General features: G+C 73.4%; 24 protein-coding genes and 2 pseudogenes. 14 read left to right on the top strand and 12 right to left on the bottom strand.

Features of this window, described 5'->3' with window-relative positions; genetic code table 11:
- The first annotated feature begins 31 nt into the window (after positions 1 to 31).
- The 4 genes from ACWDX6_RS07815 (at position 32) to ACWDX6_RS07800 (ending at position 5,307) form a co-directional block, all read left to right on the top strand.
- On the top strand, positions 32 to 1,039 hold the full coding sequence (locus tag ACWDX6_RS07815; protein ID WP_451484050.1) for a phosphatase PAP2 family protein: 1,008 nt from the start codon (positions 32 to 34) through the stop codon (positions 1,037 to 1,039).
- 43 nt (positions 1,040 to 1,082) lie between these two features.
- Positions 1,083 to 3,305, top strand: a complete 2,223-nt coding sequence (locus ACWDX6_RS07810; RefSeq protein WP_451484049.1) for an NADP-dependent isocitrate dehydrogenase — start codon at positions 1,083 to 1,085, stop codon at positions 3,303 to 3,305.
- A 99-nt stretch (positions 3,306 to 3,404) separates the two neighbouring features.
- Complete coding sequence (locus ACWDX6_RS07805; RefSeq protein WP_403292269.1) at positions 3,405 to 3,695, top strand: hypothetical protein; 291 nt, start codon at positions 3,405 to 3,407, stop codon at positions 3,693 to 3,695.
- Positions 3,696 to 3,780: 85 nt separating this feature from the next.
- Positions 3,781 to 5,307, top strand: a complete 1,527-nt coding sequence (locus ACWDX6_RS07800) for a sigma-70 family RNA polymerase sigma factor (protein ID WP_451484048.1) — start codon at positions 3,781 to 3,783, stop codon at positions 5,305 to 5,307.
- A gap of 28 nt (positions 5,308 to 5,335) precedes the next feature.
- Here the strand turns inward: ACWDX6_RS07800 and ACWDX6_RS07795 are convergent, their stop codons facing one another.
- From ACWDX6_RS07795 to ACWDX6_RS07780, 4 genes are all read right to left on the bottom strand, one after another.
- Positions 5,336 to 6,079, bottom strand: coding sequence for a CAP domain-containing protein (locus ACWDX6_RS07795; protein WP_451484047.1), 744 nt, complete (start codon positions 6,077 to 6,079; stop codon positions 5,336 to 5,338).
- A 271-nt stretch (positions 6,080 to 6,350) separates the two neighbouring features.
- The gene (locus tag ACWDX6_RS07790; RefSeq protein WP_451484046.1) at positions 6,351 to 7,235 is read right to left on the bottom strand and encodes a universal stress protein; all 885 of its coding nucleotides are present in this window, start codon (positions 7,233 to 7,235) and stop codon (positions 6,351 to 6,353) included.
- A 229-nt stretch (positions 7,236 to 7,464) separates the two neighbouring features.
- Positions 7,465 to 7,908 carry a hypothetical protein gene (locus ACWDX6_RS07785; RefSeq protein WP_451484045.1) on the bottom strand — a complete coding sequence of 148 codons (444 nt, stop codon included), beginning with the start codon at positions 7,906 to 7,908 and terminating at the stop codon, positions 7,465 to 7,467.
- Positions 7,909 to 7,918: 10 nt separating this feature from the next.
- Positions 7,919 to 8,095, bottom strand: a complete 177-nt coding sequence (locus ACWDX6_RS07780) for a CsbD family protein (protein ID WP_451484044.1) — start codon at positions 8,093 to 8,095, stop codon at positions 7,919 to 7,921.
- 165 nt (positions 8,096 to 8,260) lie between these two features.
- Here ACWDX6_RS07780 and ACWDX6_RS07775 point away from each other — a divergent pair, with 165 nt between their 5' ends.
- Complete coding sequence (locus tag ACWDX6_RS07775) at positions 8,261 to 8,500, top strand: CDGSH iron-sulfur domain-containing protein (RefSeq protein ID WP_451484043.1); 240 nt, start codon at positions 8,261 to 8,263, stop codon at positions 8,498 to 8,500.
- A 169-nt stretch (positions 8,501 to 8,669) separates the two neighbouring features.
- Here ACWDX6_RS07775 and ACWDX6_RS07770 read toward each other — a convergent pair whose 3' ends face one another.
- Together ACWDX6_RS07770 and ACWDX6_RS07765 are read right to left on the bottom strand one after the other, a co-directional pair.
- Complete coding sequence (locus ACWDX6_RS07770) at positions 8,670 to 9,854, bottom strand: zinc-dependent alcohol dehydrogenase (RefSeq protein WP_451484042.1); 1,185 nt, start codon at positions 9,852 to 9,854, stop codon at positions 8,670 to 8,672.
- Between the two features lie 111 nt (positions 9,855 to 9,965).
- A complete protein-coding gene (locus tag ACWDX6_RS07765; RefSeq protein WP_451484041.1) occupies positions 9,966 to 11,003 on the bottom strand; it encodes an NAD-dependent epimerase/dehydratase family protein in 1,038 nt (345 codons plus the stop codon).
- Positions 11,004 to 11,108: 105 nt separating this feature from the next.
- Here ACWDX6_RS07765 and ACWDX6_RS07760 point away from each other — a divergent pair, with 105 nt between their 5' ends.
- On the top strand, positions 11,109 to 11,351 hold the full coding sequence (locus ACWDX6_RS07760) for a DUF5133 domain-containing protein (RefSeq protein ID WP_451484040.1): 243 nt from the start codon (positions 11,109 to 11,111) through the stop codon (positions 11,349 to 11,351).
- 356 nt (positions 11,352 to 11,707) lie between these two features.
- On the opposite strand, the pseudogene ACWDX6_RS07755 reads toward ACWDX6_RS07760, so the two are convergent.
- The 3 genes and pseudogenes from ACWDX6_RS07755 to ACWDX6_RS07745 form a co-directional block, all read right to left on the bottom strand.
- Positions 11,708 to 12,454 (bottom strand): annotated as a pseudogene (locus ACWDX6_RS07755) (metallophosphoesterase family protein); the annotation flags it as partial.
- Between the two features lie 26 nt (positions 12,455 to 12,480).
- Entirely contained in the window at positions 12,481 to 12,735 is a 255-nt protein-coding gene (locus ACWDX6_RS07750; RefSeq protein WP_451484039.1) for a BON domain-containing protein, read from the bottom strand.
- Positions 12,722 to 13,450 (bottom strand): nucleotidyltransferase family protein, encoded by a 729-nt coding sequence (locus ACWDX6_RS07745; RefSeq protein ID WP_451484038.1) that lies wholly within the window; start codon positions 13,448 to 13,450, stop codon positions 12,722 to 12,724. Before ACWDX6_RS07745 ends, ACWDX6_RS07750 begins: the two co-directional genes overlap by 14 nt.
- Positions 13,451 to 13,635: 185 nt before the next feature.
- Here ACWDX6_RS07745 and ACWDX6_RS07740 point away from each other — a divergent pair, with 185 nt between their 5' ends.
- Both ACWDX6_RS07740 and ACWDX6_RS07735 read left to right on the top strand, forming a co-directional pair.
- Positions 13,636 to 14,052 carry an STAS domain-containing protein gene (locus tag ACWDX6_RS07740; protein ID WP_451484037.1) on the top strand — a complete coding sequence of 139 codons (417 nt, stop codon included), beginning with the start codon at positions 13,636 to 13,638 and terminating at the stop codon, positions 14,050 to 14,052.
- A gap of 26 nt (positions 14,053 to 14,078) precedes the next feature.
- The gene (locus ACWDX6_RS07735) at positions 14,079 to 14,531 is read left to right on the top strand and encodes an ATP-binding protein (RefSeq protein ID WP_451484036.1); all 453 of its coding nucleotides are present in this window, start codon (positions 14,079 to 14,081) and stop codon (positions 14,529 to 14,531) included.
- A gap of 72 nt (positions 14,532 to 14,603) precedes the next feature.
- Here the strand turns inward: ACWDX6_RS07735 and ACWDX6_RS07730 are convergent, their stop codons facing one another.
- Positions 14,604 to 15,545, bottom strand: a complete 942-nt coding sequence (locus ACWDX6_RS07730) for a SigB/SigF/SigG family RNA polymerase sigma factor (protein WP_451484035.1) — start codon at positions 15,543 to 15,545, stop codon at positions 14,604 to 14,606.
- 133 nt (positions 15,546 to 15,678) lie between these two features.
- Here ACWDX6_RS07730 and ACWDX6_RS07725 point away from each other — a divergent pair, with 133 nt between their 5' ends.
- Complete coding sequence (locus ACWDX6_RS07725) at positions 15,679 to 16,308, top strand: ATP-binding protein (protein WP_451484034.1); 630 nt, start codon at positions 15,679 to 15,681, stop codon at positions 16,306 to 16,308.
- An 84-nt stretch (positions 16,309 to 16,392) separates the two neighbouring features.
- A complete protein-coding gene (locus ACWDX6_RS07720) occupies positions 16,393 to 19,365 on the top strand; it encodes a HAMP domain-containing protein (protein WP_451484033.1) in 2,973 nt (990 codons plus the stop codon).
- Positions 19,366 to 19,458: 93 nt separating this feature from the next.
- Here the strand turns inward: ACWDX6_RS07720 and ACWDX6_RS07715 are convergent, their stop codons facing one another.
- Entirely contained in the window at positions 19,459 to 21,777 is a 2,319-nt protein-coding gene (locus tag ACWDX6_RS07715) for a PP2C family protein-serine/threonine phosphatase (RefSeq protein WP_451484032.1), read from the bottom strand.
- Positions 21,778 to 22,032: 255 nt separating this feature from the next.
- Between ACWDX6_RS07715 and ACWDX6_RS07710 the strand changes: the two genes are divergently transcribed.
- The 3 genes from ACWDX6_RS07710 (at position 22,033) to ACWDX6_RS07700 (ending at position 23,884) form a co-directional block, all read left to right on the top strand.
- On the top strand, positions 22,033 to 22,407 hold the full coding sequence (locus ACWDX6_RS07710; RefSeq protein WP_451484031.1) for a hypothetical protein: 375 nt from the start codon (positions 22,033 to 22,035) through the stop codon (positions 22,405 to 22,407).
- Positions 22,404 to 23,435: an iron-containing redox enzyme family protein gene (locus ACWDX6_RS07705; RefSeq protein WP_451484030.1), complete on the top strand. Its 1,032-nt coding sequence runs from the start codon at positions 22,404 to 22,406 to the stop codon at positions 23,433 to 23,435. The genes ACWDX6_RS07710 and ACWDX6_RS07705 overlap by 4 nt, the downstream gene beginning before the upstream one ends.
- A gap of 125 nt (positions 23,436 to 23,560) precedes the next feature.
- On the top strand, positions 23,561 to 23,884 hold the full coding sequence (locus ACWDX6_RS07700; protein WP_403292306.1) for a plasmid stabilization protein: 324 nt from the start codon (positions 23,561 to 23,563) through the stop codon (positions 23,882 to 23,884).
- A 90-nt stretch (positions 23,885 to 23,974) separates the two neighbouring features.
- On the opposite strand, the gene ACWDX6_RS07695 is transcribed toward ACWDX6_RS07700, so the two are convergent.
- On the bottom strand, positions 23,975 to 25,273 hold the full coding sequence (locus ACWDX6_RS07695) for a D-alanyl-D-alanine carboxypeptidase family protein (RefSeq protein WP_451484029.1): 1,299 nt from the start codon (positions 25,271 to 25,273) through the stop codon (positions 23,975 to 23,977).
- A gap of 162 nt (positions 25,274 to 25,435) precedes the next feature.
- Here ACWDX6_RS07695 and ACWDX6_RS07690 point away from each other — a divergent pair.
- Positions 25,436 to 25,688 (top strand): annotated as a pseudogene (locus tag ACWDX6_RS07690) (potassium transporter TrkA); the annotation flags it as partial.
- Positions 25,689 to 25,809: the final 121 nt, after the last annotated feature.

Below are 25,809 nucleotides of genomic sequence, written 5' to 3'. Positions count from 1 at the left end.
GGTCGGTACGCGCCGCCGTGTGATACCGCCGATGGAGGTCGGCGACTGGTGGTACTCCGCGGTGGCCGCCGAAGCACCCGATTCCTTCAACGGGCGCATACGCAGACGGATGCGGAACGCCGCCCTCGGCGCCGTCCTGCTGCTCTCCGTCGTCTACGCGGGCCTCGTCCTGACGGCGACCGGACAGCGCTGGGAGAACACGGTGACCGCCGGCCGGCTGACGGACGGCAGGCTCTCCGCCGAGCAGGTCGCGCACCGGATCCCGCACGAGATCGCCCTCTCCACCCTCGGCCTCGCCCTGCTGCTCCTGGCAGTGGTCGGCGTCCTGCGCAAGCGGTACACGGCGACCGTGGCCGCCCTCGGCGTGGTGATCGCCTCCACGGCCCTCGCCGAGCTGCTCCAGCGGTACGTGCTGCACCGGCCGGACCTCGTCGGCGCACCGGCCCCTCTCCTGGACGGCGGCTTCCCCAGCGGGCACACCACCCTCGCGCTGAGCGTGACCCTCGGCTTCGCCCTGGTCGTGCCGTACCGGCTGCGCGGGATCGCCGTCGGCGCCTGCGCCCTGTGGGCCACGGCCCTCGGGTTCCACACCGTGGCCGCCGGATGGCACCGGCCGGCCGACCTCATCGGCGCCGACCTGCTCGTGCTCGCCATGGTCTGCGGGGCCGTCGCCGTCCTCGCCCGCAAGAGGCGGGTCCGCCCCGCCCCCCGGCACCGCGCGCCCTTCCGTACCGCCCTCGTGACCGTCCCGGTGATCCTGGGCGTGCTCGCCTGCCTCGGCGCGGGTGTCCTCCTGCTCACCCGCTCCCTCGGCGTCCCGCTCCCGGTCGACCCGTCGACCGCGCGCCTCGCCTACGAGTCCGGGCAGCTCCTCGCGGCCGGCACCGGGCTGGCCGCCGCCCTGCTCCTCCTCGCCCTGCTGCGCCATGTCGACCTCGACGGCACCGCCGTACAGCACCGCCGGATCCCAGAGGAGAGCGACGTCGAGGACGAGATCGCGGGGCCCTTTCCCGTGGAGCACGATCACGAGATATCTTGATGTCGAGCAATCTCGCAGACGCAGACGTGGAGCGGAGCACCCGGTGACTGACTCGACCATCATCTACACGCACACTGACGAGGCGCCCGCCCTGGCGACGTACTCGTTCCTGCCCGTGATCCAGGCGTACGCCTCGACCGCGGGAATCAATGTCGAGACCCGTGACATCTCCCTGGCCGGCCGCATCATCGCCAGCTTCCCCGAGCGTCTCGAAGAGGGTCAGCGCATCGACGACGCCCTCGCCGAGCTCGGCGAGCTGGCCAAGACGCCCGCCGCCAACATCATCAAGCTGCCGAACATCTCGGCCTCCATCCCGCAGCTGAAGGCCGCGATCGCCGAGCTGCAGTCCCAGGGCTACGCCCTCCCGGACTACCCCGACGACCCGCGGACCGACGAGGACAAGGACGTCCGCGCCCGCTACGACAAGGTCAAGGGCAGCGCCGTCAACCCGGTCCTGCGCGAGGGCAACTCCGACCGCCGCGCCCCCGCCTCGGTCAAGAACTACGCCAAGGCCCACCCGCACCGCATGGGCGCCTGGAGCCCCGAGTCGAAGACGAACGTCGCCACCATGGGCGAGAACGACTTCCGGTCCACCGAGAAGTCCACCGTCGTCGCCGAGGCCGGCACCCTGCGCATCGAGCACGTGGCCGCCGACGGCACCACCACCGTCCTGCGCGAGTCGGTCCCCGTCCTCGCCGGTGAGGTCGTCGACGCCTCGGTCATGCGCGCCGCCGCGCTGCGCACCTTCCTCGGCGAGCAGGTCGCCCGCGCCAAGGCGGAGGACGTCCTGTTCTCCGTGCACCTCAAGGCCACGATGATGAAGGTCTCCGACCCGATCGTCTTCGGCCACGTCGTACGCGCCTTCTTCCCGAAGACCTTCGCGAAGTACGGCGAGGCGCTCGCCGCCGCCGGTCTGTCCCCCAACGACGGCCTGGGCGCGATCCTCAAGGGCCTCGACTCCGTGCCGCACCTCGGCGAGGAGATCAAGGCGTCCTTCGAGGCCGAGATCGCCGAGGGCCCGGCCCTCGCCATGGTCGACTCCGACAAGGGCATCACCAACCTGCACGTCCCCTCGGACGTCATCGTCGACGCCTCCATGCCCGCCATGATCCGCACCTCCGGCCACATGTGGGGCCCGGACGGCCAGGAGCACGACACCCTCGCCGTCCTCCCCGACAGCAGCTACTCCGGCGTCTACCAGGCCGTCATCGACGACTGCCGCGCCCACGGCGCCTTCGACCCGTCGACCATGGGCTCCGTCCCGAACGTCGGCCTCATGGCGCAGAAGGCCGAGGAGTACGGCAGCCACGACAAGACGTTCGAGATCGCCGCCGCCGGGACCGTCCGCCTCGTCGACGCCTCCGGCGCCGTCGTCCTGGAGCAGGAGGTCGCCGAGGGCGACATCTTCCGCGCCTGCCAGACCAAGGACCTGCCGATCCAGGACTGGGTCAAGCTCGCCGTCACCCGCGCCCGCGCCACCGGCGACCCGGCCGTCTTCTGGCTCGACGAGAGCCGCGCCCACGACGCCCAGCTCATCGCCAAGGTCAAGCAGTACCTGCCGCAGCACGACACCGAGGGCCTCCAGATCGAGATCCTCTCCCCGGTCGAGGCGACCAAGTTCTCCCTGGAGCGCATCCGCCGCGGCGAGAACACCATCTCCGTCACCGGCAACGTCCTGCGCGACTACCTCACCGACCTCTTCCCGATCCTGGAGCTCGGCACCAGCGCCAAGATGCTCTCGGTCGTCCCGCTGATGAACGGCGGCGGCCTGTTCGAGACGGGGGCCGGCGGCTCCGCCCCCAAGCACGTCCAGCAGCTCGTCAAGGAGAACTACCTCCGCTGGGACTCGCTGGGCGAGTTCCTCGCCCTCGCGGTCTCCTTCGAGCACATGGCCACCACCACGGGCAACGCCCGCGCCCAGGTCCTCGCCGACACCCTCGACCGCGCCACCGGCACCTTCCTCAACGAGGACAAGTCGCCGAGCCGCCGCCTCGGTGGTATCGACAACCGCGGCAGCCACTTCTACCTCGCCCTCTACTGGGCCCAGGAGCTGGCCGGGCAGACCGAGGACGCGCAGCTCGCCGAGGCCTTCGCCGGCCTGGCCAAGACCCTCGCCGAGCAGGAGGAGACCATCGTCTCCGAGCTCATCGCGGTCCAGGGCTCCCCGGTCGACATCGGCGGCTACTACCAGCCGGACCCCGCCAAGGCCTCGGCCGTGATGCGTCCGTCCGCCACCTTCAACGAGGCCATCGCCAGCCTCGGCTGATCCCGGCGCACACGCGTGCCCGCCCCGGCCCGGACCTCCGTCCGGACCGGGGCGGCCCTGTCGGTGGCGGATGGGCCGTCCGGGTGTGAACCTGGATGGATGAGCTGGGCATCATGGACGACCGCCGGGGTCTATACCGGGCGTGGTGGGGTGCTGACCGAGGAGGCCGGCGCGCTCACCGGTGACGTGACCGTGCACACCACCTACGCGGACGGTGAGGCACGCGTGGCCGTGCAGTACAGCGGCGCGTCCGACTGGTTCACCATGTCGGGCAGTCCGGTGCCGTGCGCCTCCGAGCCGGAGAGCCGCGAGATACACGAAGCGGTCGTCGAAGCCGTACGGGCGGGCAACGCGGCGGTCGTGCCGTACCGGCCGCCCTCACCCACCTGACCGACCGCGCCCATAACCGTTATCGCGCCCCCTCCCACGGGTCTCCTCACCACGGGGACGGACCCAGGGACGAGGGAGCAGACACATGCACAGCGACGAGGACGCCACGGCCGGCCTGGTGGAGGCGGCCGCCGCCGGGGACGCGCACGCCCGTGAGCGGCTGATACGCGCCCACCTCCCGCTCGTCCACAACATCGTCGGCCGCGCGCTCGACGGTCACGCCGACGTCGACGACATCGTGCAGGAGACCCTGCTGCGGGCCCTGGACGGCCTGTCGGGCCTGCGCGACCCCGCGCGGTTCCGCTCCTGGCTGGTCGCCATCGCGATGAACCAGATCCGCAGGCGGTGGCGCGAACGGCAGAACGGCCCGCTGCCCGGCCTGGACCGGGTGTCCGAGCTCGCCGACCCGGGCTCCGACTTCACCGATCTCACCATCCTGCGGCTCGGGCTCTCCGGGCAGCGCCGCGAAGTGGCCGAGGCCACCCGCTGGCTGGACGCGAGCGACCGCGAACTCCTCGCCCTGTGGTGGCTGGAGGCCACCGGAGAGCTGACCCGGGCCGAACTCGCCGAGGCGCTCGCCGTCACCCCGCAGCACGCCGCGGTCCGCGTCCAGCGGATGAAGGGCCGGCTCGAGACCGGCCGGACCGTCGTCCGGGCCCTCGCCGCCACCCCGCCGTGCCCCGTCCTGGCGGTGGTCGTCGCCGGATGGGACGGCCGCCCGGCGCCGGTGTGGCGCAAACGCGTCGCCCGTCATCTGGAAACCTGCGACGCCTGCGCCCGCTCCCGCTCCGGACTCGCCCCCGCTGAGGGGCTCTTGGTGGGCCTCGGCCTCGTGACACCCCTGCTGGGGTATGAGAGGGCGCCGTACCCGCCGGTCGCCGCGCCCGAGACGGTCGCCTGGACCGGTCCGGCACCGGACGCGAGCGGGGCGGGGGAGGGGCCGCCGGGCCCGCCACCCACCGCACCAGGCGTACGAGGGCGGGGCCGGCCCCGTGGTACGGCGCGGCGGGCCGTTCTCGCCGGCGCGGTGGCGCTGGGTGCCCTGGGAGGCGTCATCCTGCTTCTCCCGTCACCGCCGCCGGCCCGTACCCCGGAGCCCGCCCCCGCCCTGGCGGCCCCCGCCCCGGCCCTCACCTCCGCCGCCGCCGAGCCGTCGCCGAGCACCGCGCCCCGGACGAGCCGGACACCCGTACCGGCCTCCGCGACGCCGACGCGGACGCAGGCGCCGACCGTCGAGGAGCGGCTCACCCGCCTGGTCAACGAGCGCCGCGCGCGGGCGGGTTGCGCCCCGCTGCGGACGGACCCGCGACTGACCGGGGCCGCGCGCGCGTACGCCCGGGACATGGTCCGACGCGGCTACTACGCCCACAGCAGCCCCGAGGGCGCCTTCGCGGACGCGCGGATCTCGGCCGCCGGCTATCCGTGGAGCCGGTGGGCCGAGAACCTGGCGCGCGGGACGACGGACCCCGCCGACGTCTTCGCGGGCTGGATGGACGACGGCGCGCACCGGCGGAACATGCTGGACTGCCGCTACCGGGACACGGGGGTCGCCGCGGTCCCCGGCCCGGACGGCACGGTGTGGGTGCAGAAACTGGCCACCACGTCGTCCTGAACCCATACCGCCCCCCGACGTGCCGTGCTCAGCGCTTGGCGGCGAAGTTCTGTACCCACCAGGGGCCGTTGGGGCTGAACCGCACCCCGACGCCGATGTCCTTGAAGGAGCAGTTGAGGATGTTCCGCCGGTGTCCTTCGCTGTCCATCCACTCGCGCATCGCCTGCGTGGCCGTCTTCGGCCCGCGGTGGATGTTCTCGGCCCAGGTGGACCAGGAGTACCCGGCCGCCGTGATCCGGTCGCCCGCGTTCCGCCCCTCGGGGCTGTCGTGGTCGTAGTAGTCGCGTTCGGACATGTCGTCCGCGTGCGCCTGGGCCGCCTTCCGCAGACGCGCGTCGGAGCGCAACGCCGCGCAACCGGCCTTCGCCCGCTCGGTGTTGGCCAGGGAGACCAGCCGGTCGACGTACCGCGCGATCCGTCCCGGTGATGCCGGGTCGATCGGTGCCGCCTCGGCCTCGGCCATCGCACGCAGCCGGGCAGGGGCCGCGGGCGCGGTGCCGGCCGCCGCCTCTCGCCGAGGCGGCGCGGGGTTCTCGGCGGGGGCGGAGGAGCGGCCGGCCGAGACGGAGGCGGAGGATACGGCCGAAGGGGTGACAGGGGCCGCCGGAGGACTCCCTCCCGGCGCCGGCGCCGACACGGCGGAGTTCCCGGCCGGCGGCGCCACGGCGGCCCGGAGCCCGGTCGCGCGCCCCGCCGCGTCGTCGGGGACGCCGAGGGACGCCACGTAGGCGCCCGTGGTCACGGTGAGGACGACCGCGGCCGTACCCGCCACGGTCACAGCGGTACGGAAGGACGGCGCCCGACGCGCGTGCCGTCCCGTACCACCCCCTCTGCGGTGGCGGCCGCCACCCTGGGCCGGCTGGTCGGACGGGACGCGATCGTCGTGGTGGTGCATGGGCTCCGCTCTCTTTCAGGGCACCGGACGGTCCGGCGCGGGGGAGAGCCGCCGGGGCGACGGCACTAACACTTTCCGGCCCCGGAGCCTTCGACACACCTCGTCAATCCGCCGAGTCAACCCACCACGCCGAGCGGCCGCGCTCGCGTCACTCGTCGTGCGGAACGACCGCCACCGGGCACGGCGCCAGGTACAGCGCCGCGTGCGCCACCGACCCGATCCGGGGCCCCGCCGCCCCGCGCCTGGCCCGCCGCCCCACCACCAGGAGCCGGGCGTCACCCGAGGACGAGAGGAGCACCTGCCCCGCGCTCCCGATCTCCACGTGCTCGGCCACCGGCACCTGCGGGAACCGCTCCCGCCACGGCGCGAGGGCCTCGCGCAGCGCCTTCTCCTCGTACGGGACGAGACCACCGGCCTCGTCGGCGAGCGCCAGCGACCCCGGGCTGTACGCGAAGAGGGGCGGCAGGCTCCATGCCCGCACCGCCCGCACGGACGCTCCTCGCGCCGCCGCCGTCTCGAAGGCGAAGCGCAGCGCCGGGGCGCTGTCCTCCGGCCCGCCCAGCTGCCCCACGACGATCTCACCGCCCCGGCCGCCCGCCCCGCTGCCACCGTCGCCGTCACGTGAGCGCACGGCCACCACCGGGCGGGTGGCGGCCGCGATGATCTGCTGTCCGTACGAGCCGAGCAGGAACCCGGCGACCGCCCCGTGTCCGCGCGAACCGATGACGAGCAGCTCGGCCCTCGCCTCGGTGCTCATCAGGGCCGCGACCGGGGTGTCGGCCAGCACCTCGGCGGTCAGCCGCACCTCAGGGTGGCGCCGCGCGAGTGCCGCCTCCGCGTCCCGCAGCACTTCCTGGGCGGTCCGTTCCTGCCCCCGCCGGTCGGGGAGGAACGGGATGTCCAGCGGTTCCCACCGCCAGGCGTGCACCAGGCGCAGCGGAAGCCCCCGGTGCAGGGCCTCGCGGGCGGCCCAGTCGGCCGCGGCGAGGCTCTCCGGCGAACCGTCCACTCCCGCGACGATCTCACGACTCATCAGGATGCCTCCGTAAGCTCCGTACCTCTGCGGCGGGCCCGGCCCGCCGGCCGCGCCCCTCTTCTGCTCCGCCGTCCAGCCTGGGCCCGTCGGCTCGCGGACGAGGGGACCGGCGGCCCCGACACGACGGCACGTCGCACGCCCCCCCCACGCGCCCGGATGCGGCGCACGCGCGGGGCGTGCGCCGCATCCGGTGGAGTCCGGGTCTCATCTCCGTGCCGGACCCGCCTCACCAGTCCTTCCTGATCTCGAACCGGTAGTCGCGCCGGTCGAGGACGTGGCCGTCGCCGTCGACGAGCGCGGCGTAGACGTCGTACGGCCCGCGTGCCCGCGGACCGCTGGGGACGCGCTCCGGGGGAAGCGCGAGTTCGTACGGTCCACCCCGCCGGAAGTCGCCGAGCAGCACCTCGCGGCCGCCCACCTCGGCGCCGGACCTGCTGCGTACGTCGAGAATCTTCAGGCCTGTCACGAACGGTCCGTCGACACGGAAGTGCACCACCGCGCGGCACTCCGTGCCCTCCTTCAGCGTGAAGGGCGGGGCTGCCGTGCCCGGCGGAGCCGCCGGTACCGCGATGGGGTCCCGTCCGGCGCACTGGAGGGACAGGCCCAGCAGTTCCACGGCGCGCCCGTCGCGGACCGGAGCCGACTCGGCCGCATCGGCCAGGGAGACCATGAGGCGCTCGCTACTCGTGCCCGTGCTTCTTCATCCGCCGCATCGCTTCCGCGGCCTTGGACCTGGCCTTGCCGGTGACCTCTTCGGCGCGACCCTCGCCCTTCATCCCCGGGTCGTCGACGGCGCCGCCGACGACCTTCTTCATCTTGCCCTTCATCTCCTGGGCCTTGCCCTTGACCTTGCTCATGACGTCGCCTCTCTGCGCATGCCCCTCAGGGGCCAGGTGGTGACGGGTCGCGGCTACCCCGATTCGCCTCGCGCACTCGCCGCCCCGGCGCCTGGAACGGTGCCGCGCATGCCCCGCCGCCGAGCGGGCACTCGGGGTGTCAGAGCCGAGAAGGGTGGTGGGACCATGTCGGGACCGAAGGAGCCGGCCGCAGACGTTCCGCGCGTGACGCCGGTCGCCGGCGGACCGCTCCTGGTCGAGGGGCCGGTCGAGATCGTCATGCCGGACGGCACCGTGACGCTGTGCGAGCGGCCCGTGGTCGCGCTGTGCACCTGCCGGCGCACGCTCCGCGCCCCGTTCTGCGACACGAGCCATCGCGGCCGCTTGCGACGTGACCGGCGCGACGCGGGCGACGGCGACGGCTGAGCGCGCCGCCCGGACCGAGGCGGACGCCCCAGACGCGGTGCTGACGAGGTGCGGGCGAGGCAGGCGGAGGGAACGGACGTGCGGGCGAGGCAGGCGGAGGGAACGGCGCCACCGTTCCCTCCGCCTGCCTCACCGTCCGCTTGAAACCGGGACCGGACCGCGGCCGCTGTCACGGCCGCAGCAGGGTCTTCACCATCCCGTCCTCCTTCGCCTGGAACGTCGCGTACGCCGACGGGCCCTCCTCCAGCGGCAGCACATGCGTCGCGAAGCCCTCCACCCCCAGCGGATCCCCGCCGTCCAGGAGCGGCAGGATCTCGTCGACCCAGCGCCGTACGTTCGCCTGACCCATGCGCAGCTGGATCTGCTTGTCGAACAGGGTGAGCATCGGCAGCGGATCCGCCATGCCGCCGTACACCCCGACGACCGAGATCGTCCCGCCGCGCCGCACGATGTCGATGGCCGTGTGCAGCGCCTGCAGCCGGTCGACCCCGGCGAACTCCATCAGGCGCTGGGCTACCGGGTCCGGCAGCATCCCGGTGACCCGCTGGGCCGCCTTCGCCACCGGCGAGCCGTGGGCCTCCATGCCGACCGCGTCGATCACCGCGTCGGTGCCCCTGCCGCCGGTCATCTCCCGGATGACGTCCGCCAGCCCCGCCCCGTGCTCGCGCAGGTCGACGGCGGTCACCCCGCGGGCGGCGGCCCGGGCGAGCCGCTCGGTCACCAGGTCCACGCCGATGACGACCCCGGCGCCCTGGTGCAGCGCGATCCGCGCGGCCATGTCCCCGATGGGTCCCAGGCCGAGGACGGTCAGCGAGCCGCCGGGGGGCACGTCCGCGTACCGCACCGCCTGCCACGCCGTCGGCAGGACGTCCGACAGGTAGACGAACCGCTCGTCGGGCGGCCCCTCCGGCACCTTCACCGGCAACCGGTCCGCGAACGGCACCCGCAGGTACTGCGCCTGGCCGCCCGGCACCTGCCCGTACAGCTTGGTGTAGCCGAACAGCGCGCCGCCCTTGCCGTGCTCGCGCACCTGCGTCGTCTCGCACTGCGAGTGCAGGCCGCGCCCGCACATGAAGCACTCCCCGCACGAGACGTTGAACGGGACGACGACCCGGTCGCCCGGGGCGAGCGTCGTCACCTCCGGACCGGCCTCGACGACCCGCCCCATCGGCTCGTGTCCCAGGATGTCCCCCGGATCGAGAAACGGCCCCAACGTCTCGTAGAGATGGAGATCCGAGCCGCAGATGCCGGTCGACGTGATGCCCACGATGACGTCCGTGGGCTCCTCGATCTTCGGATCGGGCACGGTGTCCACCCGGACGTCGCGCCTGCCGTGCCATGTCAGCGCCCGCATGGGACACCTCCTCCTCGACGCCCTCTCGCCGCGGCGCCGTGCGCTGTGACGCCCCGAGCCGTGCGGGCGAGTGCCCGACGACGAGGGGCCGAAACAGGGTCGCCGGCCGCCTCAGCCGACACGGCGACCGGTGAGCGGTGCCGTGTCGTCGCCGCCGCCCGCCCGTACTCCGCGCAGGAAGGCGCGCACGGCGTCCACCGAGCTCACCGCCGGTTCCCAGTCGAGTTCACGGCGCGCCCGGTCCGTGGCCAGCAGGGGCAGCCGCAGCACCGCGTCGAAGAGGTCGGGCGAGGCGGGCGCGACCCGTAGCTTCCAGGCCGCGGAGAGCGCGCCGCGCACGGCGCTCCTCGGGACCTTCACGGTCCGGGCGTCCAGCAGCCCGGCCAGCGTGTCCGCGTCGATCACCGGGTCCGCCGCCAGGTTGAACGCGCCCCGGACGTCGCGCAGCAGCGCCCGTACGTAGGCGTCGGCCGCGTCGTCGGTGTGCAGCGTCTGGACGCGCAAGCCCTCGAACCGCGGAACCAGGGGCAGGAGTTCGGGGCGCAGCAGAGCGCCGGGGAAGAAGCGGCCGGCGAAGATGCGGCGCTGCTCGCTCGCCGACTCCTCCTTGAAGAGGAAGCCCGGCCGCATCCGCACCACCCGGGTCAGCGGATGGTCGCGCTCGAAGGTGTCCAGGACCCGTTCGAGGTACGCCTTCTCGCGGGTGTACGCGGCCCCGGGCCAGCCGTGCGTGGGCCAGGACTCCGAGACGCCGGGGCCCGTCTTGGGGCCGGGGGAGTACGCCCCGACCGACGAGGCGTGCACCAGGACCGGCACCCGGCCCGCCGCGACCGCGTCGAAGACGCGCAGCGAGCCGAGGACGTTGGCCTTCCAGGTCTCGACCGGATCATGGGTCGGCTGGAAACGCCAGGCGAGATGGATGACGGCGTCGGCGTCCTCGACGTACTGGGCGAGCCGTGGCTCGTCGCGCTCCAGCGAGAGGTCCACCTCCGCCCACTCCGTCTTCGGAAGGGTCAACCCGGGCCTGCGCCGGGCCAGTCCGAGGACGGAGGCGACCCGCGGCTCCCGGGACAGTGCCCGGACCACGCTCGTACCGACATTGCCGGTGGCGCCGGTGACGACCACCTTCAGGGCCTCGCTCGCGTTCATGGGACAGACCTTCCATTACGGAGTGTGTCCGAACGGGTCGCGCAGATGAGCGTCCGACCGGACTATAGAGCGATGGAGGGAAGGGGGGCGTGCCAGGAGGACAAGATGTTGCTGCCCGACAAGAAGACGATCGACCGGCTGCTCCGGCACTACCGGGCCCAGGAGCGAGTGGTTCTCGCACGGCCGGGGGACCTGTCGACGCGCAGGCGCTTCGAGGACACGGCGTACACGCTGTGCGTCCTGATGGGAGAGCGGACCGCCCGCGAGGCGGTGCACGCGGCCGAGCGGTACGTCGGAACGGGAAGCCGCGCGCCCCGCAAGACGCTGGAAAGCCTTCCCGGCGCCTGACCGCCCCCTCAGGAGGGCCCGGCGCCCACCCGGGCCGGCCCGGGCCCGCCTGGGGACTTCGCGCACGCCGCGCCCGTCCGGGGCCTGTGCCGATCGTGCCGTCACGGGGGCCCCGCGTCCGTCCCGGGCGTCGAACGGCCGCCCGGCCGCGCGGAGGTGGCCGACGTCGGCGTTCCGTCGGGCGTCCTCGCGGCTCCCGGCCGGCCGTCGCCGCCCGTGCGCCCGACCGGCTCGCGCACGCCCTCGGAGCGGGGGCGGGAGGCCGGTTCGGGTGCCGCGGTGGACTGCCGGTGCCCCCGCGCGCGGCCGCCGTCGCCGTCCGCGGCGACTTCCGGCGCCCGGACGCCGATCGCGGCCTCCCCGTCCGTCGACGCCTTGCCGTCGAGGGGCAGGTGATAGACGGCGTACGCCCGGCCGATCACCGGCTGCGCCACGTTCCGCACCCGGATCCCGCCCGCCGTCATCCCGTGCTCCGTGCCCATGTGGGCGTGCCCGTGCACGGCCAGATCCGCGCCGCCCTCGTCCATGGCCTCGGCCAGCAGATAGCTGCCGAGGAACGGATAGATCTCCGGCGGTTCCCCGGCCAAGGTGTCCGGCACGGGCGCGAAGTGCGTCAGCGCGATCCTCACCCGGCAGCCGTCGGCGCCCAGTTCCTCCAGCGCGTGGCGAAGCCCGACCGCGCTGCGCCGGGTGTAGCGCACGAACGCCTTCATCTCGGGCTCCCCGAACTCGCCCGCGCTGCGCCCCTCGAAGCCGCCGCAGAACCCCTTGGTACCGGCCACACCGATCTTGTGGCCCGCCACGGCCAGCACCGCCGCCGAACCCTCCAGGACGATGACGCCCGCGGACCGCAGGGCGTCCGTCACGCCCGTCTCCTGGTCCGAGTGATAGTCGTGATTGCCCAGCACGGCCACCACCGGCACACCGAGACCGGCCACCTCCCCGGCCACGACCTCGGCCTCCTCGACGGTCCCGTGACAGGTCAGATCACCCGCAAGGAGCAACAGGTCCGCTCGATCGGAGAGCGTCTCGAACGCGGGCCGCAACAGGCCATGACTGTCCGGCCCCAAGTGGATGTCCCCGACCGCCGCCACACGCAGCACGTCGCTCCGCTCCTGCGTCCTCGCACTCATCGCAGCTCCTCGGAACGGTCCGGGGCGTCGGCGCAGACCACGACCAGATCGGAACGGACCGGCAGCCCGCCCAGCATCTCGTGCGCGATGCGCAGGATCTGGTCCCGCCGCGCGGCGGTGGGCACGGTTCCGGAGAGCAGCACCGCGCCTCCGCGCATCTCGATCCGTACACCCAGCTCGGCGACCTCGTCGCCCGCGAGCCGGTCCCGCAGATGGGCGATCACGTACTCGCCTTCGTCACCGTCCCTCATCGGTGGCCTCCCTCCCGGGAATCACGTCCAGCCGCTCCAGCAGGTACAGGAAGGCGTCCGGCATCGGAGCGTCCCCGTGCTCCCGGCGCACCCGGTCCCAGTCCACGCGCTCGCGCAGGCCCCGGGCGACCGGCAGCAGCGCCCCGAAGTCGCAGTGGTGCTCGGAGAGCGCGGCCAGCCGGCTGCTGACCAGGTCCGTGGGGGCGAGCACCGGCATGTGCACGGAGTCGACGGGCAACTGCTGGGCCCGTTCGAGCAGTTCCGTCGTCACCGGGCGGTCCGCGAGCGAGAAGATCAGGTCGATCTGCTCGCCCCGGGTGCGCGCCTTCACGAGCCAGTCCTCGGGCGGCTCGACGATCTCGATGCCGTTCTCCTCGAGGATGTGGACGACCGCCTCCGCGTCCTCGCGGCGCACCGCGAAGTCCGTGTCGTGCTGCAGCCTGACCGGAATGCCGTGCGCGTACACCGCCACGCTGCCCACCAGGGCGAAGGGGCAGCCCGACTTCTTCAGCAGCGCGGCCACCTGCTTGGTGGTCTCCAGGATCGCCTGGGTGTGGTCCGGCGGCAGGCTCTCCGGCGCCCCTCCCGCGCGGTCCCGGCCGCCGCCCCCGGCCGGGGCGGGTGCCGCGGCGGAGAGGCGGTTCGGGTCCGGCGCCGTGGTGTGCGAGCCGGTCCGGATGGCGTTGTTCCGGGCCGGGCCTTCCATCAGGTTCATGGCGGGTACTCCGTCCTGCTGAGGTCCATGCCGAGGTTCAGGGGCGGGAGCCATGCGGGTACCCAGTCGTCGGGAAATGATCCGTCACCGCTTCCTGGTCGATTCGAGGCAATGGTCGAGTTTCGGGCCGTTGGGTGGGTAGAGGCCGGTGAGGCGCGTGAAGACGCGAAGGGAAGGCGGTGGCCATGGAGACCGAGAGGTTCGCCGTCGAAGCCGTCTCCGGGAAGGAGCCCGGCTCCGTCGTGCTGACCCTCCGGGGGGAGCTCGACCACGACACCGTGGACACCCTGCGGGCGGCGCTGGAGGAGGCGAAGGGTACGGGGCGGGCGACCGCACCCGGCGCGGCAGCGGATCCACCCGACCGACCGGGTGGGACGCGCCGGATCGTCGTCGACTGCTCGGCGCTGACGTTCTGCGACTCCTCGGGTCTCAACGTGCTGCTGAAGGCCCGCCTCCACGCGCTGGAGACGGGCGGGAGTGTGGAGCTGGCCGGGCTGCGCCCGCCGGTCGCTCGGATGTTCGAGATCACCGGCGCGCGGAGCGTCTTCCGGGTGTACGAGGACGTCGCGGAGGCACTGGCGGACCGGCGGGCGGGCGGGTAGGACGCGCGAGGGCGGAGGCAGCACCCATGGACCAGGAAGCCACGGCCGGCGAAGCCGTCGGGGAACACGAGGGCCAGATTCGACGGCTCCTGCTGTTCGGCACCCGAGGTGTCGTGACGCGCTGCCGCGACTTCACCGCCGAGGCGCTGGCCGACTGGGGCTGGACGCCGGCCGAGACCGAGGAGGCGCGGGAGCGGGTGGACGACGTCCTGCTCCTGGTCTCCGAGGTGGTCACCAACGCCTGCCTCCATGCCGACGGCCCCGAGGAACTGGTCCTGCGCCACACGCGCGAACGCCTCCGGGTCGAGGTCGCCGACGGGAACCCCGACCATCCGACGCGCCGCCTGCCCCGGGCCGCCTCCCTTCCCGGGGGGCACGGCCTGATGGTGCTCGACCGGCTGGCGGGGAACTGGGGGTCGGAACCGCGCGAGGGCGGCAAGGTGGTCTGGCTGGAGATCGACCGCCCCGCCGCCCCCTGAGGGCGGGCAGGCTCGCCGCACGGCCCTCGTGCCACCGCGCTACAGGCTTCGCCTCAGGCGTCAGGTGTCGCTTCAGGCGTCCGTACCGTCCTTGGCGTCCACCAGCAGGCCGGTCCTGAGCTCGCCGAGGATCCTGGCGAGCAGCCGGGAGATGTGCATCTGGGACAGGCCGAGCCGCTCGCCTATCTCCGACTGGGTCAGCTCGTCGCCGAAGCGCAGCGCCAGGATCCGCCGGTCCCGCTCGTCGAGCTGGGCGATCAGCGGTTTGAGCGACTCCAGGGAGTCGATCAGCTCGAAGGAGCGCTCCTCCTCGCCCAGGCGCCGGGCCCCCGCCGTGAGCGACGTCTCCTCGTCGCCGGCCGGGGTGTCGAGGGAGCGTGCCACATAGCCGTTCGCGGCCTGCTCGCCCTCGGCCACGCTCGCCTCGTCGACCCGGAGGTGCGCGGCCAACTCGGCGCGGCTCGGCCGGCGGCCCAGGTCCTGCTCCAGCGTGTCGATCGCCTTGGCCAGCTCGATGCGCAGCTCCTGGAGTCGGCGCGGCACCTGGACGGCCCAGCTGGTGTCCCGGAAGAAGCGCTTCATCTCGCCCACGATCGTGGGGAGCGCGAACGCGGAGAACTCCACGTCACGGCTGGTCTCGAACCGGTCGATCGCCTTGATCAGCCCGATGGTGCCGACCTGGATGATGTCCTCCGTCGGCTCCGCCCGGTTCTTGAACCGGCGCGCCGCGAATTTCACCAGGCTGAGGTTCAGCTCCACCAGGGTGTTGCGGACGTACGCGTGTTCCGCCGTGCCCTCCTCCAGCGCCTCCAACCGGGTGAACAGCGCCAGGGAGAGGGTCTGGGCGTCGGCCGTGCTCACTTCGGTGGGCCGGTCGATCTCGGGCAGCCCGTCCAGCGCCCGCCGCCGCACCTCGGCCGGCTCGGCCGGCTCACGTGGCTCGGCCCCGGGGGGAGTGGCGGCAGCCGGGGCGGCGGGCTGACGTCGGGCGGTGTGCGCATGCGTAGTGGACATGATGCTCCCTCGACGGGTGGCGCAGCCCTTCGCCGTCCGGGGGAGGACGCCGAAAGGCCGTCGTTCGAGAGTCCCTAGGGAGAGATTCCCTTTTGGGATGAATTGACACCGATTGTGCGGGAAACGGCCACGTATGAAGCCCTCACAGCAGCGCGGTACGGCGCGGGCTCGGCGGTTTCCCCTGGCCGGCGGGCCCGGGGTGGTGGCCGAGTGCCGCGATCTCACACGCCAGGCGCTGCGGGAGTGGTTCGGGCAGGCCGGAGCTCCGGGACGGACCGCGGCCGAGGACGTCCTGCTCCTGGTCTCGGAAGTCGTCACCAACGCGTACACCCATGGGGGCTCCCCCTACGAGCTGTACCTGCACCGCACCGACGGCCGGCTGCGGGTCCAGGTCAGCGACACCAGCCCCGTACGGCCCCGCGCACGAGGACCGCACCGGCCGGCACGGTCCTCCGGGCACGGGCTGTACCTCCTGGAGCGGCTCTCCGCGGCCTGGGGCTGCCTGCCGCGCTCCAAGGGGAAGGCCGTCTGGTTCGAGGTCGACGTCCTGGGGCGGGAGTCCGAGCCCGGAGCGGGCGGCGGCGACAGGGCGGACGGGGCCGGACGTGCGGACAGGGCGGGCGCGGCCGAAAGGGCCGGCAGGGCCGAAAGGGTCACCGACGGCGGCGACGGTGGCGACCAGGTCACCGAGGACGGGGCCCTGCTCAGCCGGACGGCGCGGCAGGCGCCGCCTTCCGACGCCGGGCCCGCTCGCCCGGCCTGATCCACTCGGCAGCCCTAAAGTGGAGATGCGAACCGGGCCACCGCGGTGCACCCCGTACCGCTCCCGCGTCGCCGCGAGGCCGTGATGGACGTATCTCCCCGCACCACTCCCGCCGCCGGGGCCGCCGAGCCGGACGGTCCGGGCGAGTACGGGCTCAGAGAACTGCTGGCCGGACTCACCGCCGTACGGGACGGCGACCTCTCCGTGCGTCTGCCGGAAGCCGCCGAAGGCATCCACGGGCAGATCGCGGTCGTCTACAACGACATGGTCGACCAGCTCTCCCTGGTCACCTCCGAGGTCACCCGGGTGGCCCGCGAGGTCGGTGGGCAGGGGCTGCTCGGCGGGCGGGCCCGCGAACCGCGGGTGCACGGCGTCTGGCAGGAGCTGACCTCGGGCGTCAACACGATGGCCGACAACCTGACCTCCCAGGTCCGGTCCATCGCACAGGTCGCCACCGCCGTCGCGGGCGGCGACCTGACCCGGAAGATCCGCGTCGACGCGCGGGGCGAGATCCTGGAGCTGAAGGAGACCATCAACACGATGGTCGACCGGCTCTCCTCCTTCGCCGAGGAGGTCACCCGCGTCGCCCGCGAGGTCGGCACGGAGGGCAAACTCGGCGGCCGGGCCACCGTCCGCGGGGTGTCCGGCACCTGGAAGGACCTCACCGACAACGTCAACTCCATGGCCGACAACCTCACCAACCAGGTGCGGAACATCGCCCAGGTCACCACGGCCGTCGCCCAGGGGGACCTGACCAGCCGGATCGACGTGTCCGCGCGGGGCGAGATCCTGGAGCTCAAGACCACGATCAACACCATGGTGGACCAGCTGTCCTCGTTCGCCGCCGAGGTCACCCGCGTGGCCCGGGAAGTCGGCACGGAGGGAAAGCTCGGCGGTCAGGCGGAGGTCGAAGGCGTCTCGGGCACCTGGAAGCGGCTCACCGAGAACGTCAACGAACTCGCCGGGAACCTCACCCGCCAGGTCCGCGCCATCGCCGAGGTGACCAGCGCCGTCGCCGAGGGCGACCTCACCCGCTCCATCACCGTCGACGCCCCCGGCGAGGTCGGCGACCTGCGCGACAACATCAACGCGATGGTCGAGTCACTGCGGGCCACCACCCGCGCCAACGAGGAACAGGACTGGCTCAAGACCAACATCGCCCGGATAGCCAGCCTCATGCAGGGCACCCGGGGCCTGCCCCACATCGCCGAGCTGATCATGACCGAGGTGCCGCCGCTGGTCGCCGCGCAGTACGGAGCCTTCTTCCTGGCCCGGCACGACGAACGGGGCACCGAGCTCGTCATGACCGCGGCGTACGGCGCGCCGGAGGACCCCGGTGACCCGCCCCGCCGCTTCCGCCTCGGCCAGTCGCTCGTCGGGCAGGCGGCGCGCGACCGGCGCACCCTCGTCGTGGACCGGGTGCCGCCCGGCTACGCCACCATCGCCTCCGGGGCGGGCCGCGGCGAACCGGGCATGCTGATCATCCTGCCGATCGTCGTCGAGGACCAGGTCCTGGGCGCCGTGGAACTCGCCTCCCTCCACCCCTTCACCCCCATCCACCGCGACTTCCTCGAACAGTTCGTCGACACGGCGGGGGCCGTCGTCAGCTCGCTCGTCGCCAACCTCCGCACGGACGAGCTGCTCGGCCAGTCGCAGCGGCTCACCGACGAACTGCGCTCCCGCTCCGAGGAGTTGCAGGCCCGCCAGCAGGAACTCCAGCGTTCCAACGCCGAACTGGAGGAGAAGGCGGCGCTGCTCGCCGAGCGCAACAAGGACATCGAGTCCAAGAACCTCGTCATCGAGCAGGCCCGCCAGGAGCTGGAGGCGCGTGCCCAGCAGCTCTCGCGTACCTCCATGTACAAGTCCGAGTTCCTCGCCAACATGAGCCACGAGCTGCGCACGCCGCTCAACAGCCTGCTCATCCTGGCCCGGCTGCTCGCCCAGAACCCGGAGGGGAACCTGACGGAGAAGCAGGTCGACTACGCCGAGGTCATCCACTCCGCCGGTTCCGACCTGCTACAGCTGATCAACGACATCCTCGACCTGTCGAAGGTCGAGGCGGGCAAGATGGAGATCCGGCCCGAGCCGTTCGCGCTGCACCAGCTCCTGGAGTATCTGGAGGCCACCTTCGTCCCGGTGGCCGACGAGCGGGAACTGGAGTTCTCGGTCACCGTGGGGCCGGGCGTACCGGACGAGCTGACCACGGACGAGTCGCGGCTCCGCCAGATCCTGCGCAATCTGCTCTCCAACGCGATGAAGTTCACCGACAAGGGCCGGGTCGAGCTGACCATCGACCGCGCCGAGAGCGACGAACTGCCGCCCCGCATGCGCGAGAACGGCTCCGCCCTCGCCTTCCGGGTCAGCGACACCGGCACCGGCATCCCGCCCGAGCGTCTGGAGAGCATCTTCGGCGCCTTCCAGCAGGGCGACGGCACCGGCGTGCGCGGCTACGGAGGAACCGGCCTCGGGCTCTCCATCAGCCGTGAGGTGGCCGGGCTGCTCGGCGGCGCCATCGACGTCCGGAGCACCCCCGGGCGCGGCAGCGTGTTCACCTTCTACCTTCCCGAGCCGCGGCTCGGCGACCTGCCGGGGCTCGACGGCGGGCCGGACGCCGTCGAAGGCGGCCGGGCCGAGGACGCCGCCCGCACCGGGTCCCTCCCCGAGGGCGTGCCGGACCCCCGTACGGCGGGTCGGACCGTGCTGGTCGTCGACGACGACGTACGCAACGTCTACGCCCTCACCGAGGTGCTGGAGGGACACGGCGTCCGCGTTCTGCGGGCCGACGGCGGCCGCTCGGGTCTGGACCTGCTGAGCAGCCATCCCGAGGTCGAACTGGTCCTGATGGACGTGATGATGGCCGGTATGGACGGCTACGCCGCCACCGAGGCCATCCGGCAGCTCCCGGGCCGCGCGGAGCTGCCGGTCATCGCGGTGACGGCGAAGGCGATGCCGGGCGACCGCGCCCGGGCCCTCGCGGCGGGGGCCAGCGACTACATCGCCAAGCCCGTCGACGCGGAGGAGCTGATGACCAAGGTCCGCCAGTGGCTTCCGTCCTGACACCGGCCACGGCACTCGGCGACCGGGCCTCCGGCCACGGCATCCGCGCCGGCTACGGCCCCGAGGACGGTCCCGGACCCGGGCCGTGACGCGTCAGCGCACCCGGACCGCGACGATGCTGGTGTCGTCGTCCGTGTCCCCCGCGGCCGCGCCCAACAGCCGTTCCACCAGCTCGTCCAGGGAATGGCGGCTCTGCCGTTCCGCCTCCGCGACGAGCAGCGCGAGGCCCTCGTCGAGGCCGTCGTGGCGCCGCTCGATCAACCCGTCCGTGTACAGCAGCAGCGTGTCGCCCGCTCTCAGCTGGGCATGCCGCTCCTCGTACTCGTACGCCGGCACCGCGCCGAGCAGGACATCGTGCGGGGGGTCGAGCAGCCGCGCCCTCCCGTCCCGGATGAGCAGCGGCGGCAGGTGCCCGGCGCTCGACCAGACGATGCCGTGGTCGCCGGGGTCGTACAGCGCGCAGACGGCCGTGGCGGTGGGGTGGCCGCTGGTGCGCAGCGTCACCTCGTTGAGCCAGTGCATCAGGCAGCGGGGGGAGTTGCCGGTGAAGGCGAGCCCCCGCTGGGCGTTGCGGAGCGCCACCATGCCGTTGACGGACGTGATGCCGTGGCCTGCGATGTCGCCGACCGCCACCAGGACCTTTCCGCTCGGCAGCGGCAGGACGTCGTACCAGTCGCCGCCGACCCGGTACTCCTCCGCGGCCGGCCGGTAGCGGGCCGCCGCCAGCAGACCAGGCAGCTCCTGCAGATCGGCGACCTCGGGCACGATGGCCTGCTGCAGTTGCAGGGCCAGTTGGTGCCGGATCTCCGCACGGCCCTGTACGGCCGTCAGATGGTCGAAGGTCGCGTTGAGCGCCGCCTCCGTCCGGCGGCTCGCGGACACGTCCTGGTACACCCCGGCGATCCCGCTGACGGCCCGCCCGTCGAGCAGCGGTTCGGCCGCCACCCGCACATGGCGTACGGTCCCGTCGTCCAGCAGGATCCGCAGCACCGTCTGCGCCCCGGTGCGCCGTTCGGTGAGCGTCTTGAGCAGCCCGGTCAGCGCCACGCCGTCCTCCGGGTGCACCCGGCCGCGCAGCCCGAGCAGGGGTACGGGCTTCTCGTCACGGGCCATGCCGAAGATCGCGAACGCCTGCTCCGACCAGATGGTCTCCCCGCCGGTGAGGCTGTCCTGGAACGTGGCCACGCTCTGCAGACGGGCGACCGCCCGCCCGGTCGCGAGACCCGCGTCGCTCGCCGTGTGCCACAGCACCACCGTCCGCTCCGGACCGGCCGGCAGCACCCGTACGTCGAACAGGTGCGGCGAGCCGCCTTCGGAGGGGTCCGACAGGGGCAGCAGGGCCGCCCGTTGCATCCGCGCACCGCGGTGGGCGCGGCGCGCGAGATGGGCGAGATCGGTGTGGACCCCGGGCAGGGCGAGGGCGAGGGAGCGGTCCTCAGGCGGCGGAGCGGCCCCCAGCGCCTCCACGGCCTCCTCGTTGAGGTGCTCGATCGTGGGAGCCGTCGACGACGGGGGAGTGTGCAGCAGCATCGCCGGGTGGACCAGCGCGTCCAGGACGTCGGCGAGTACCGGAGTGGCCGGCGGCGCCGCCTCGGCCGCGTCCAGGACCGTGCCCGCCACGTCCATGAGGCCCATCAGCGCCCGCTTCACCGGGGGGTCGAGGCTCTGCGGCCCGGGCCAGCAGACCAGGGCGAGTCCGACCGTCGCGCCGCGCAGCCGCAGCGGGAGCAGCGCCCGCGCGGCGCGCGGTCCCGCGCCGGGCAGGACGACGTCGTCGCGCCCCGACTCCAGCCAGGCGGCGGACCCGTCCGCGAGGACCTCGTGGAAGAGTGCGGGGCCCGCCGGGGGGATCCATTGCCACAGCGCCGCCTCGGCCGCGCTCACTCCGGCGTGTCCGGCGAGCCGCAGACAGCCCGAGTCGACGCAGCGCCAGAGCCACAGACTCTCCGCCCCGAACGGGGCCAGGCCGCCTTCCAGCAGGGTCCGGGCCGCCTCGCCCACGGTGTCGGCGGTCTCGGCGGCCGCCACCGTGCGGCGGGCACGGCGTGCGTCGACGACATGGTCCGCGAGGGCCCGCGACGCGCCGGCGTCCGGCGGGTCCGGGGCCGCCACTGCGGCTCCGGACACCACCGGAGGGTGCGGCGACGGTCCCGCGACGGCGTTGACGATGTCCGCGGCGAGGTCCTCGACCGCCAGCCCGGTGGCGTGGGCCAGGGCGTCGAGGTGGGCGGCCGCGTCGGCGGGCGAGGCCTTGAGCTGGGCGGCGAGGACGCCGGTGGCCAGGTCGAGAAGGTGCCGACGGGTGAGTTCGGCGCGCAGTCGGCGGTTCTCCGCGCGGAGGCGGCCGGTGCTGTCCTGGCCGGACCGGGCCTCGTCGGCCCCGGGAGATCTCGCCGCGGGCGTCGTCGTCACGGCTCCTCCGTCCCTGCACCGCACGGTCGTCCGGAATCATCGTGTCCGCTCAGGATTCTACCCGCGAGGGGGGATTGTCAGGTTTTGCGGAAGGGTGACCGGGGGCCGCGACGTGTCTGAAAGGTGCTTCTCCGGGTAGTCGCCGCTGCAGAACGGATGAGGATCGCCGGAGCTCCGCCTCCCGCGCACCGGCCCGGCCCGGACCTTCATCCGCGCAGACGACGAACCCGGACCGGACCCGAGGAGGTGTCGGCGATGGAGGAGGCACGGCTCTCACCGCGCGAACGGCGCATCCTGGCCGAGATCGAGCGAGAGCTGAGAGAGGACGCGCCACGGGAACCCGGACCGCGGACGACGCGGCGCGCGAGGGGACAGCGGCGCGGGGCCGGACAGCCGGCCGGCACCCACCACGGTCGTCGTGACCGGTGGGACCGACGTGACCGGCGGGACCGCCTGGCCGCCCTGGGCACCGCCCTGTCGGGGGCGCTGACCCTCGCCCTTCTCGTCTCCGCGGTCGTGACCGGGGCGCCGGTCCTGGTCTGGGCGTTCGCGGCGGTGTGGGTCGTCACGCTGGTCTGCCTGCTGCGCCTGGTGATCCACTGGTCGACGAAGACGAGGACGAAAACATGAGCAGTGTGACCGAGACGGCCACCGGGACCGCGGATCCGACCGTGGCCGCGCCCGGAATGCCCGCCGCCCGCGGCGACGTGTCCGCGGCGGTGCGGGCGTATCTGCGCGACGAAGCCGACCGGCTCCCCGACGCCGCCGGGACCGCACGCCTCGACCCGTACGGCGAGGACCTCCACCTCGCCCTCCACCTCTGCTACGAACTCCACTACCGGGGCCTCCCCGGGGTGGCGGACGAGCTGGAGTGGGACCCGCGTCTGCTGGAGCTGAGGGCCCGTCTGGAAGCGGTCTTCCACACGGCCCTGCGTGAGGAGTGCGGCACCACCGACGACGTCGAGGAGGCGCTCGGCGAGATCCTCGTCGAGCCGGTGGGCGGCACCGGGGCCTCGCACTTCCTCGTGGACCGGGGTGAACTCTGGCAGCTGCGGGAGTACGCCGCGCTGCGCTCGGTCTACCACCTGAAGGAGGCCGATCCGCACGCCTGGGTCATCCCGCGGTTGCGGGGACGTGCCAAGGCGGCCATGGTGGCGGTGGAGTACGACGAGTTCGGCTGCGGTCGAGCGGAACGGATGCACGCGCGTCTGTTCGCGGAACTCATGGCCGACCTCGGACTGGACACGACGTACGGTCGTTATGTCGACGCCGCCGGGGCCCGGACCCTGGCGACCGTCAACCTCATGTCGCTGTTCGGCCTGCACCGCGCCCTGCGCGGAGCGCTCGTCGGTCACTTCGCGGCGGTCGAGATCACCTCGTCGCCCGGCTCCTCCCGGCTCGCACTCGCCCTCGAACGGGCGGGAGCGGGACCCGCGGCGGTCCGCTTCTACGAGGAACACGTGGAGGCGGACGCCGTCCACGAGCAGCTGGTACGCCGCGAGGTCGTCGACGGCCTCCTGGAGGACGAGCCGGAGCTCGCGGCGGACATCGCCTTCGGGATCCGTGCCACCGGCCTGCTGGAGGACCGACTGGGCGACGCCCTGGTCGATGCCTGGTCCGAGGGCAAGTCGGCGCTCCGTCAACCGCTGGACGCGTGAACCTCGGCGCGTGAAAGCGGACGAAAAGGGCACAGGTGTCGTGGGGTCCGCCGGATCGACGGTGCGGCCCCGCGCTCGACGACAGACCGCTCATGCAGCTCACGCACGGTGGAAAGGAACGGACGATGCCTCGCGGATCGAGTCCGAAGCGGGAACGGCAGTACGAACACATCAAGGAGAGCGCCCAGGACCGGGGCGCGAGCAAGAAGCGCGCGGAGGAGATGGCCGCCCGCACCGTCAACAAGGAACGCGCCCGCTCGGGCGAGTCCAAGACCGCCAGCAAGACGTCCACCGAGGACATGTCGTCCTCCCGGCGGGGCGGGAAGCGCTCGCACAGCGGGTCGGAGGGGCCGACCTACGACCAGCTCTACGCCGAGGCCCAGAAGAAGAACGTCCACGGTCGCTCCTCCATGAACAAGGAGCAGCTGAAGCGCTCGCTCGGCAAGTGAACCACCGGCCGCCGGGACGTCTCCCGGCGTGACCCGTACGAGAGCGCCGCGCCCCGGCCACCACCGGCGCGCGGCGCTCTCGTACGGCCGTCACGCGCCGCCGTCGTCCCGCCCGGTAGACCGGCGCCGCCACAGCCACAGGGAGAGCGCCGCTCCGAGGGACGAGCCGACCAGCGCCAGCGGGAGCCCGGCCCAGGGACCGGAGGGTACGGAGCCCCGGGGCACGGTGTCGGCCGCGGCGTCCCTCGGCGCCGCTTCGGCTGCCGTCGGGTCGGGCGCCCCGGCCGCCCGCGCGCCCTCGGGGCGCCCCGAGGGCTCCGCGCCCGGCGCCTGCCGCGGTGCCTTCGGCGCTCCCGCCGCCGGTCCCGCCTGTTCGGCCTGAGCGGCCGGCCCCGCCTTCAGCGGCTCCGGCCGCAGGGAGCCCACCGGATGGACCCGGCCCGCCGCGGCGAATCCCCAGTCCAGCAGCGAACGGGCCTCCTCGTAGACGGCGCGCCCGCCGCCCGAGCGCGGATTCATCACCGACACCACCAGCGTCCGCGACCCCCTGCGGGCGGCGGCGATCAAGGTGTTCCCCGCGCCGCTGGTGTAGCCGTTCTTGACCCCGATGATCCCCGGATAGCGCGCCACCCCGTTCGCCCCCGTCAGCAGCCGGTTGGTGTTGCGGATGCCGTACGACCAGGACCCCGCGGGAAACTGGGCGTACGGGGTCGAGCAGTACCGGATGAACAGCGGGTCCCGCAGCCCGGCCCGGCCGAAGACCGCCAGATCGTACGCGGACGACACCTGGCCCGGAGCGTCGTAGCCGTCGGGCGACACCACGCGGGTGTCGTACGCCCCCAGGGCCCGCGCCTTCACCTGCATCTGGCGGGCCGTCGACGCCCATCCGCCGTTCATCGCCGCCAGCACATGGACGGCGTCGTTGCCCGAGCTGAGGAAGACGCCGTTCCAGAGGTCCGACACCTTGTACGTGTATCCGGCCCGCACCCCGACGAGGCTGCTGCCCTGCCCGATGCCGGCCAGCTCGGACTCGGCGACGGTGTGCAGCCGATCGTGGTCGAGGCGCGGCAGCGCCGTCACGGCGAACAGGGCCTTGAGGGTGCTGGCGGGGGGCAGCCGCCGGTGGGCGTCGCGCGCCGCGAGCACCTCGCCGGTGGCGACGTCGGCGATCAGCCACGACCGGGCGGAGACAAAGGACGGGAGGGCGGGCGCGCCCGGCAGTGGCTCGACCTGGGTCCCGGCGAGATGGAGACGGGACGCGTCGATGAAACGGGTGACGGGAGGCGTGGGTTCGGTGACGGAGGAAGCCGTGGCCGAGGGGACCGGCAGCACGAGCAGCAGCGCCGCGGTACCGGCGGCGGCATGACGGACAGCTGACGTGACGATCATTCAGCCACCGTAGGAAGCGGCGGCCGTACCCGCAGATCGAAGTGCGCCGACCGGCGTACGGACGGAGCCGGACGGCCCCGGCCCAGGGGCGGGCCGGACGGGTGCCCGCGGGCGGCGGATGCGTACGGGGAGGGGCGGGCGGGGCCGTAGGGGGCACGAGGCACGGCCCACCCGGACGCCCTCACCCGCAGCCGCAGCGTCTCCCACCTCGCCGCGCCGGCCTTCGCGGGCTGCCCTCGCCACCAGGCTCCGCGCCCCTCGGGCGCCCGGGCGCCGGTCTCCTCTGGCAGCTCGATCCCGGCCGGATGCCGGCGCCCGGCGACCGGGTGGTGGTCGCCGCCACCCGGCGCGCCTGGCCGAACTCCTCGGCAGGCGTCCGCGCCGGCCCGTACCGGACGCCGTAGGCGGAGCCTGACCCCACCCTTCGGCGGCACCTAGGGCCTTTCGTTTGGATCAGGCCGGATCAGGGAGCGGGGTCTGGTGCATGGGGTCTCCCCAGGCCCGCCAGGGCCGAGGGGACGGATCGCAAGGCGGAG

Source organism: Streptomyces sp. NPDC003027 (genome assembly GCF_053591435.1).
The sequence above is the reverse complement of the archived record's forward strand: the minus strand, read 5'-3'. Positions and strand labels throughout refer to the sequence as shown.

Bases quoted from the DNA above. Each gene is read 5' to 3' on its own strand.
- ACWDX6_RS07815 (WP_451484050.1), top strand. From the start codon at position 32: ATGGAGGTCGGCGACTGGTGGTACTCCGCGGTGGCCGCCGAAGCACCC.
- ACWDX6_RS07805 (WP_403292269.1), top strand. From the start codon at position 3,405: ATGAGCTGGGCATCATGGACGACCGCCGGGGTCTATACCGGGCGTGGT.
- ACWDX6_RS07800 (WP_451484048.1), top strand. From the start codon at position 3,781: ATGCACAGCGACGAGGACGCCACGGCCGGCCTGGTGGAGGCGGCCGCC.
- ACWDX6_RS07790 (WP_451484046.1), bottom strand. From the start codon at position 7,235: ATGAGTCGTGAGATCGTCGCGGGAGTGGACGGTTCGCCGGAGAGCCTC.
- ACWDX6_RS07785 (WP_451484045.1), bottom strand. From the start codon at position 7,908: ATGGTCTCCCTGGCCGATGCGGCCGAGTCGGCTCCGGTCCGCGACGGG.
- ACWDX6_RS07780 (WP_451484044.1), bottom strand. From the start codon at position 8,095: ATGAGCAAGGTCAAGGGCAAGGCCCAGGAGATGAAGGGCAAGATGAAG.
- ACWDX6_RS07775 (WP_451484043.1), top strand. From the start codon at position 8,261: ATGTCGGGACCGAAGGAGCCGGCCGCAGACGTTCCGCGCGTGACGCCG.
- ACWDX6_RS07770 (WP_451484042.1), bottom strand. From the start codon at position 9,854: ATGCGGGCGCTGACATGGCACGGCAGGCGCGACGTCCGGGTGGACACC.
- ACWDX6_RS07765 (WP_451484041.1), bottom strand. From the start codon at position 11,003: ATGAACGCGAGCGAGGCCCTGAAGGTGGTCGTCACCGGCGCCACCGGC.
- ACWDX6_RS07760 (WP_451484040.1), top strand. From the start codon at position 11,109: ATGTTGCTGCCCGACAAGAAGACGATCGACCGGCTGCTCCGGCACTAC.
- ACWDX6_RS07750 (WP_451484039.1), bottom strand. From the start codon at position 12,735: ATGAGGGACGGTGACGAAGGCGAGTACGTGATCGCCCATCTGCGGGAC.
- ACWDX6_RS07745 (WP_451484038.1), bottom strand. From the start codon at position 13,450: ATGAACCTGATGGAAGGCCCGGCCCGGAACAACGCCATCCGGACCGGC.
- ACWDX6_RS07740 (WP_451484037.1), top strand. From the start codon at position 13,636: ATGGAGACCGAGAGGTTCGCCGTCGAAGCCGTCTCCGGGAAGGAGCCC.
- ACWDX6_RS07735 (WP_451484036.1), top strand. From the start codon at position 14,079: ATGGACCAGGAAGCCACGGCCGGCGAAGCCGTCGGGGAACACGAGGGC.
- ACWDX6_RS07730 (WP_451484035.1), bottom strand. From the start codon at position 15,545: ATGTCCACTACGCATGCGCACACCGCCCGACGTCAGCCCGCCGCCCCG.
- ACWDX6_RS07725 (WP_451484034.1), top strand. From the start codon at position 15,679: ATGAAGCCCTCACAGCAGCGCGGTACGGCGCGGGCTCGGCGGTTTCCC.
- ACWDX6_RS07720 (WP_451484033.1), top strand. From the start codon at position 16,393: ATGGACGTATCTCCCCGCACCACTCCCGCCGCCGGGGCCGCCGAGCCG.
- ACWDX6_RS07710 (WP_451484031.1), top strand. From the start codon at position 22,033: ATGGAGGAGGCACGGCTCTCACCGCGCGAACGGCGCATCCTGGCCGAG.
- ACWDX6_RS07705 (WP_451484030.1), top strand. From the start codon at position 22,404: ATGAGCAGTGTGACCGAGACGGCCACCGGGACCGCGGATCCGACCGTG.
- ACWDX6_RS07700 (WP_403292306.1), top strand. From the start codon at position 23,561: ATGCCTCGCGGATCGAGTCCGAAGCGGGAACGGCAGTACGAACACATC.
- ACWDX6_RS07695 (WP_451484029.1), bottom strand. From the start codon at position 25,273: ATGATCGTCACGTCAGCTGTCCGTCATGCCGCCGCCGGTACCGCGGCG.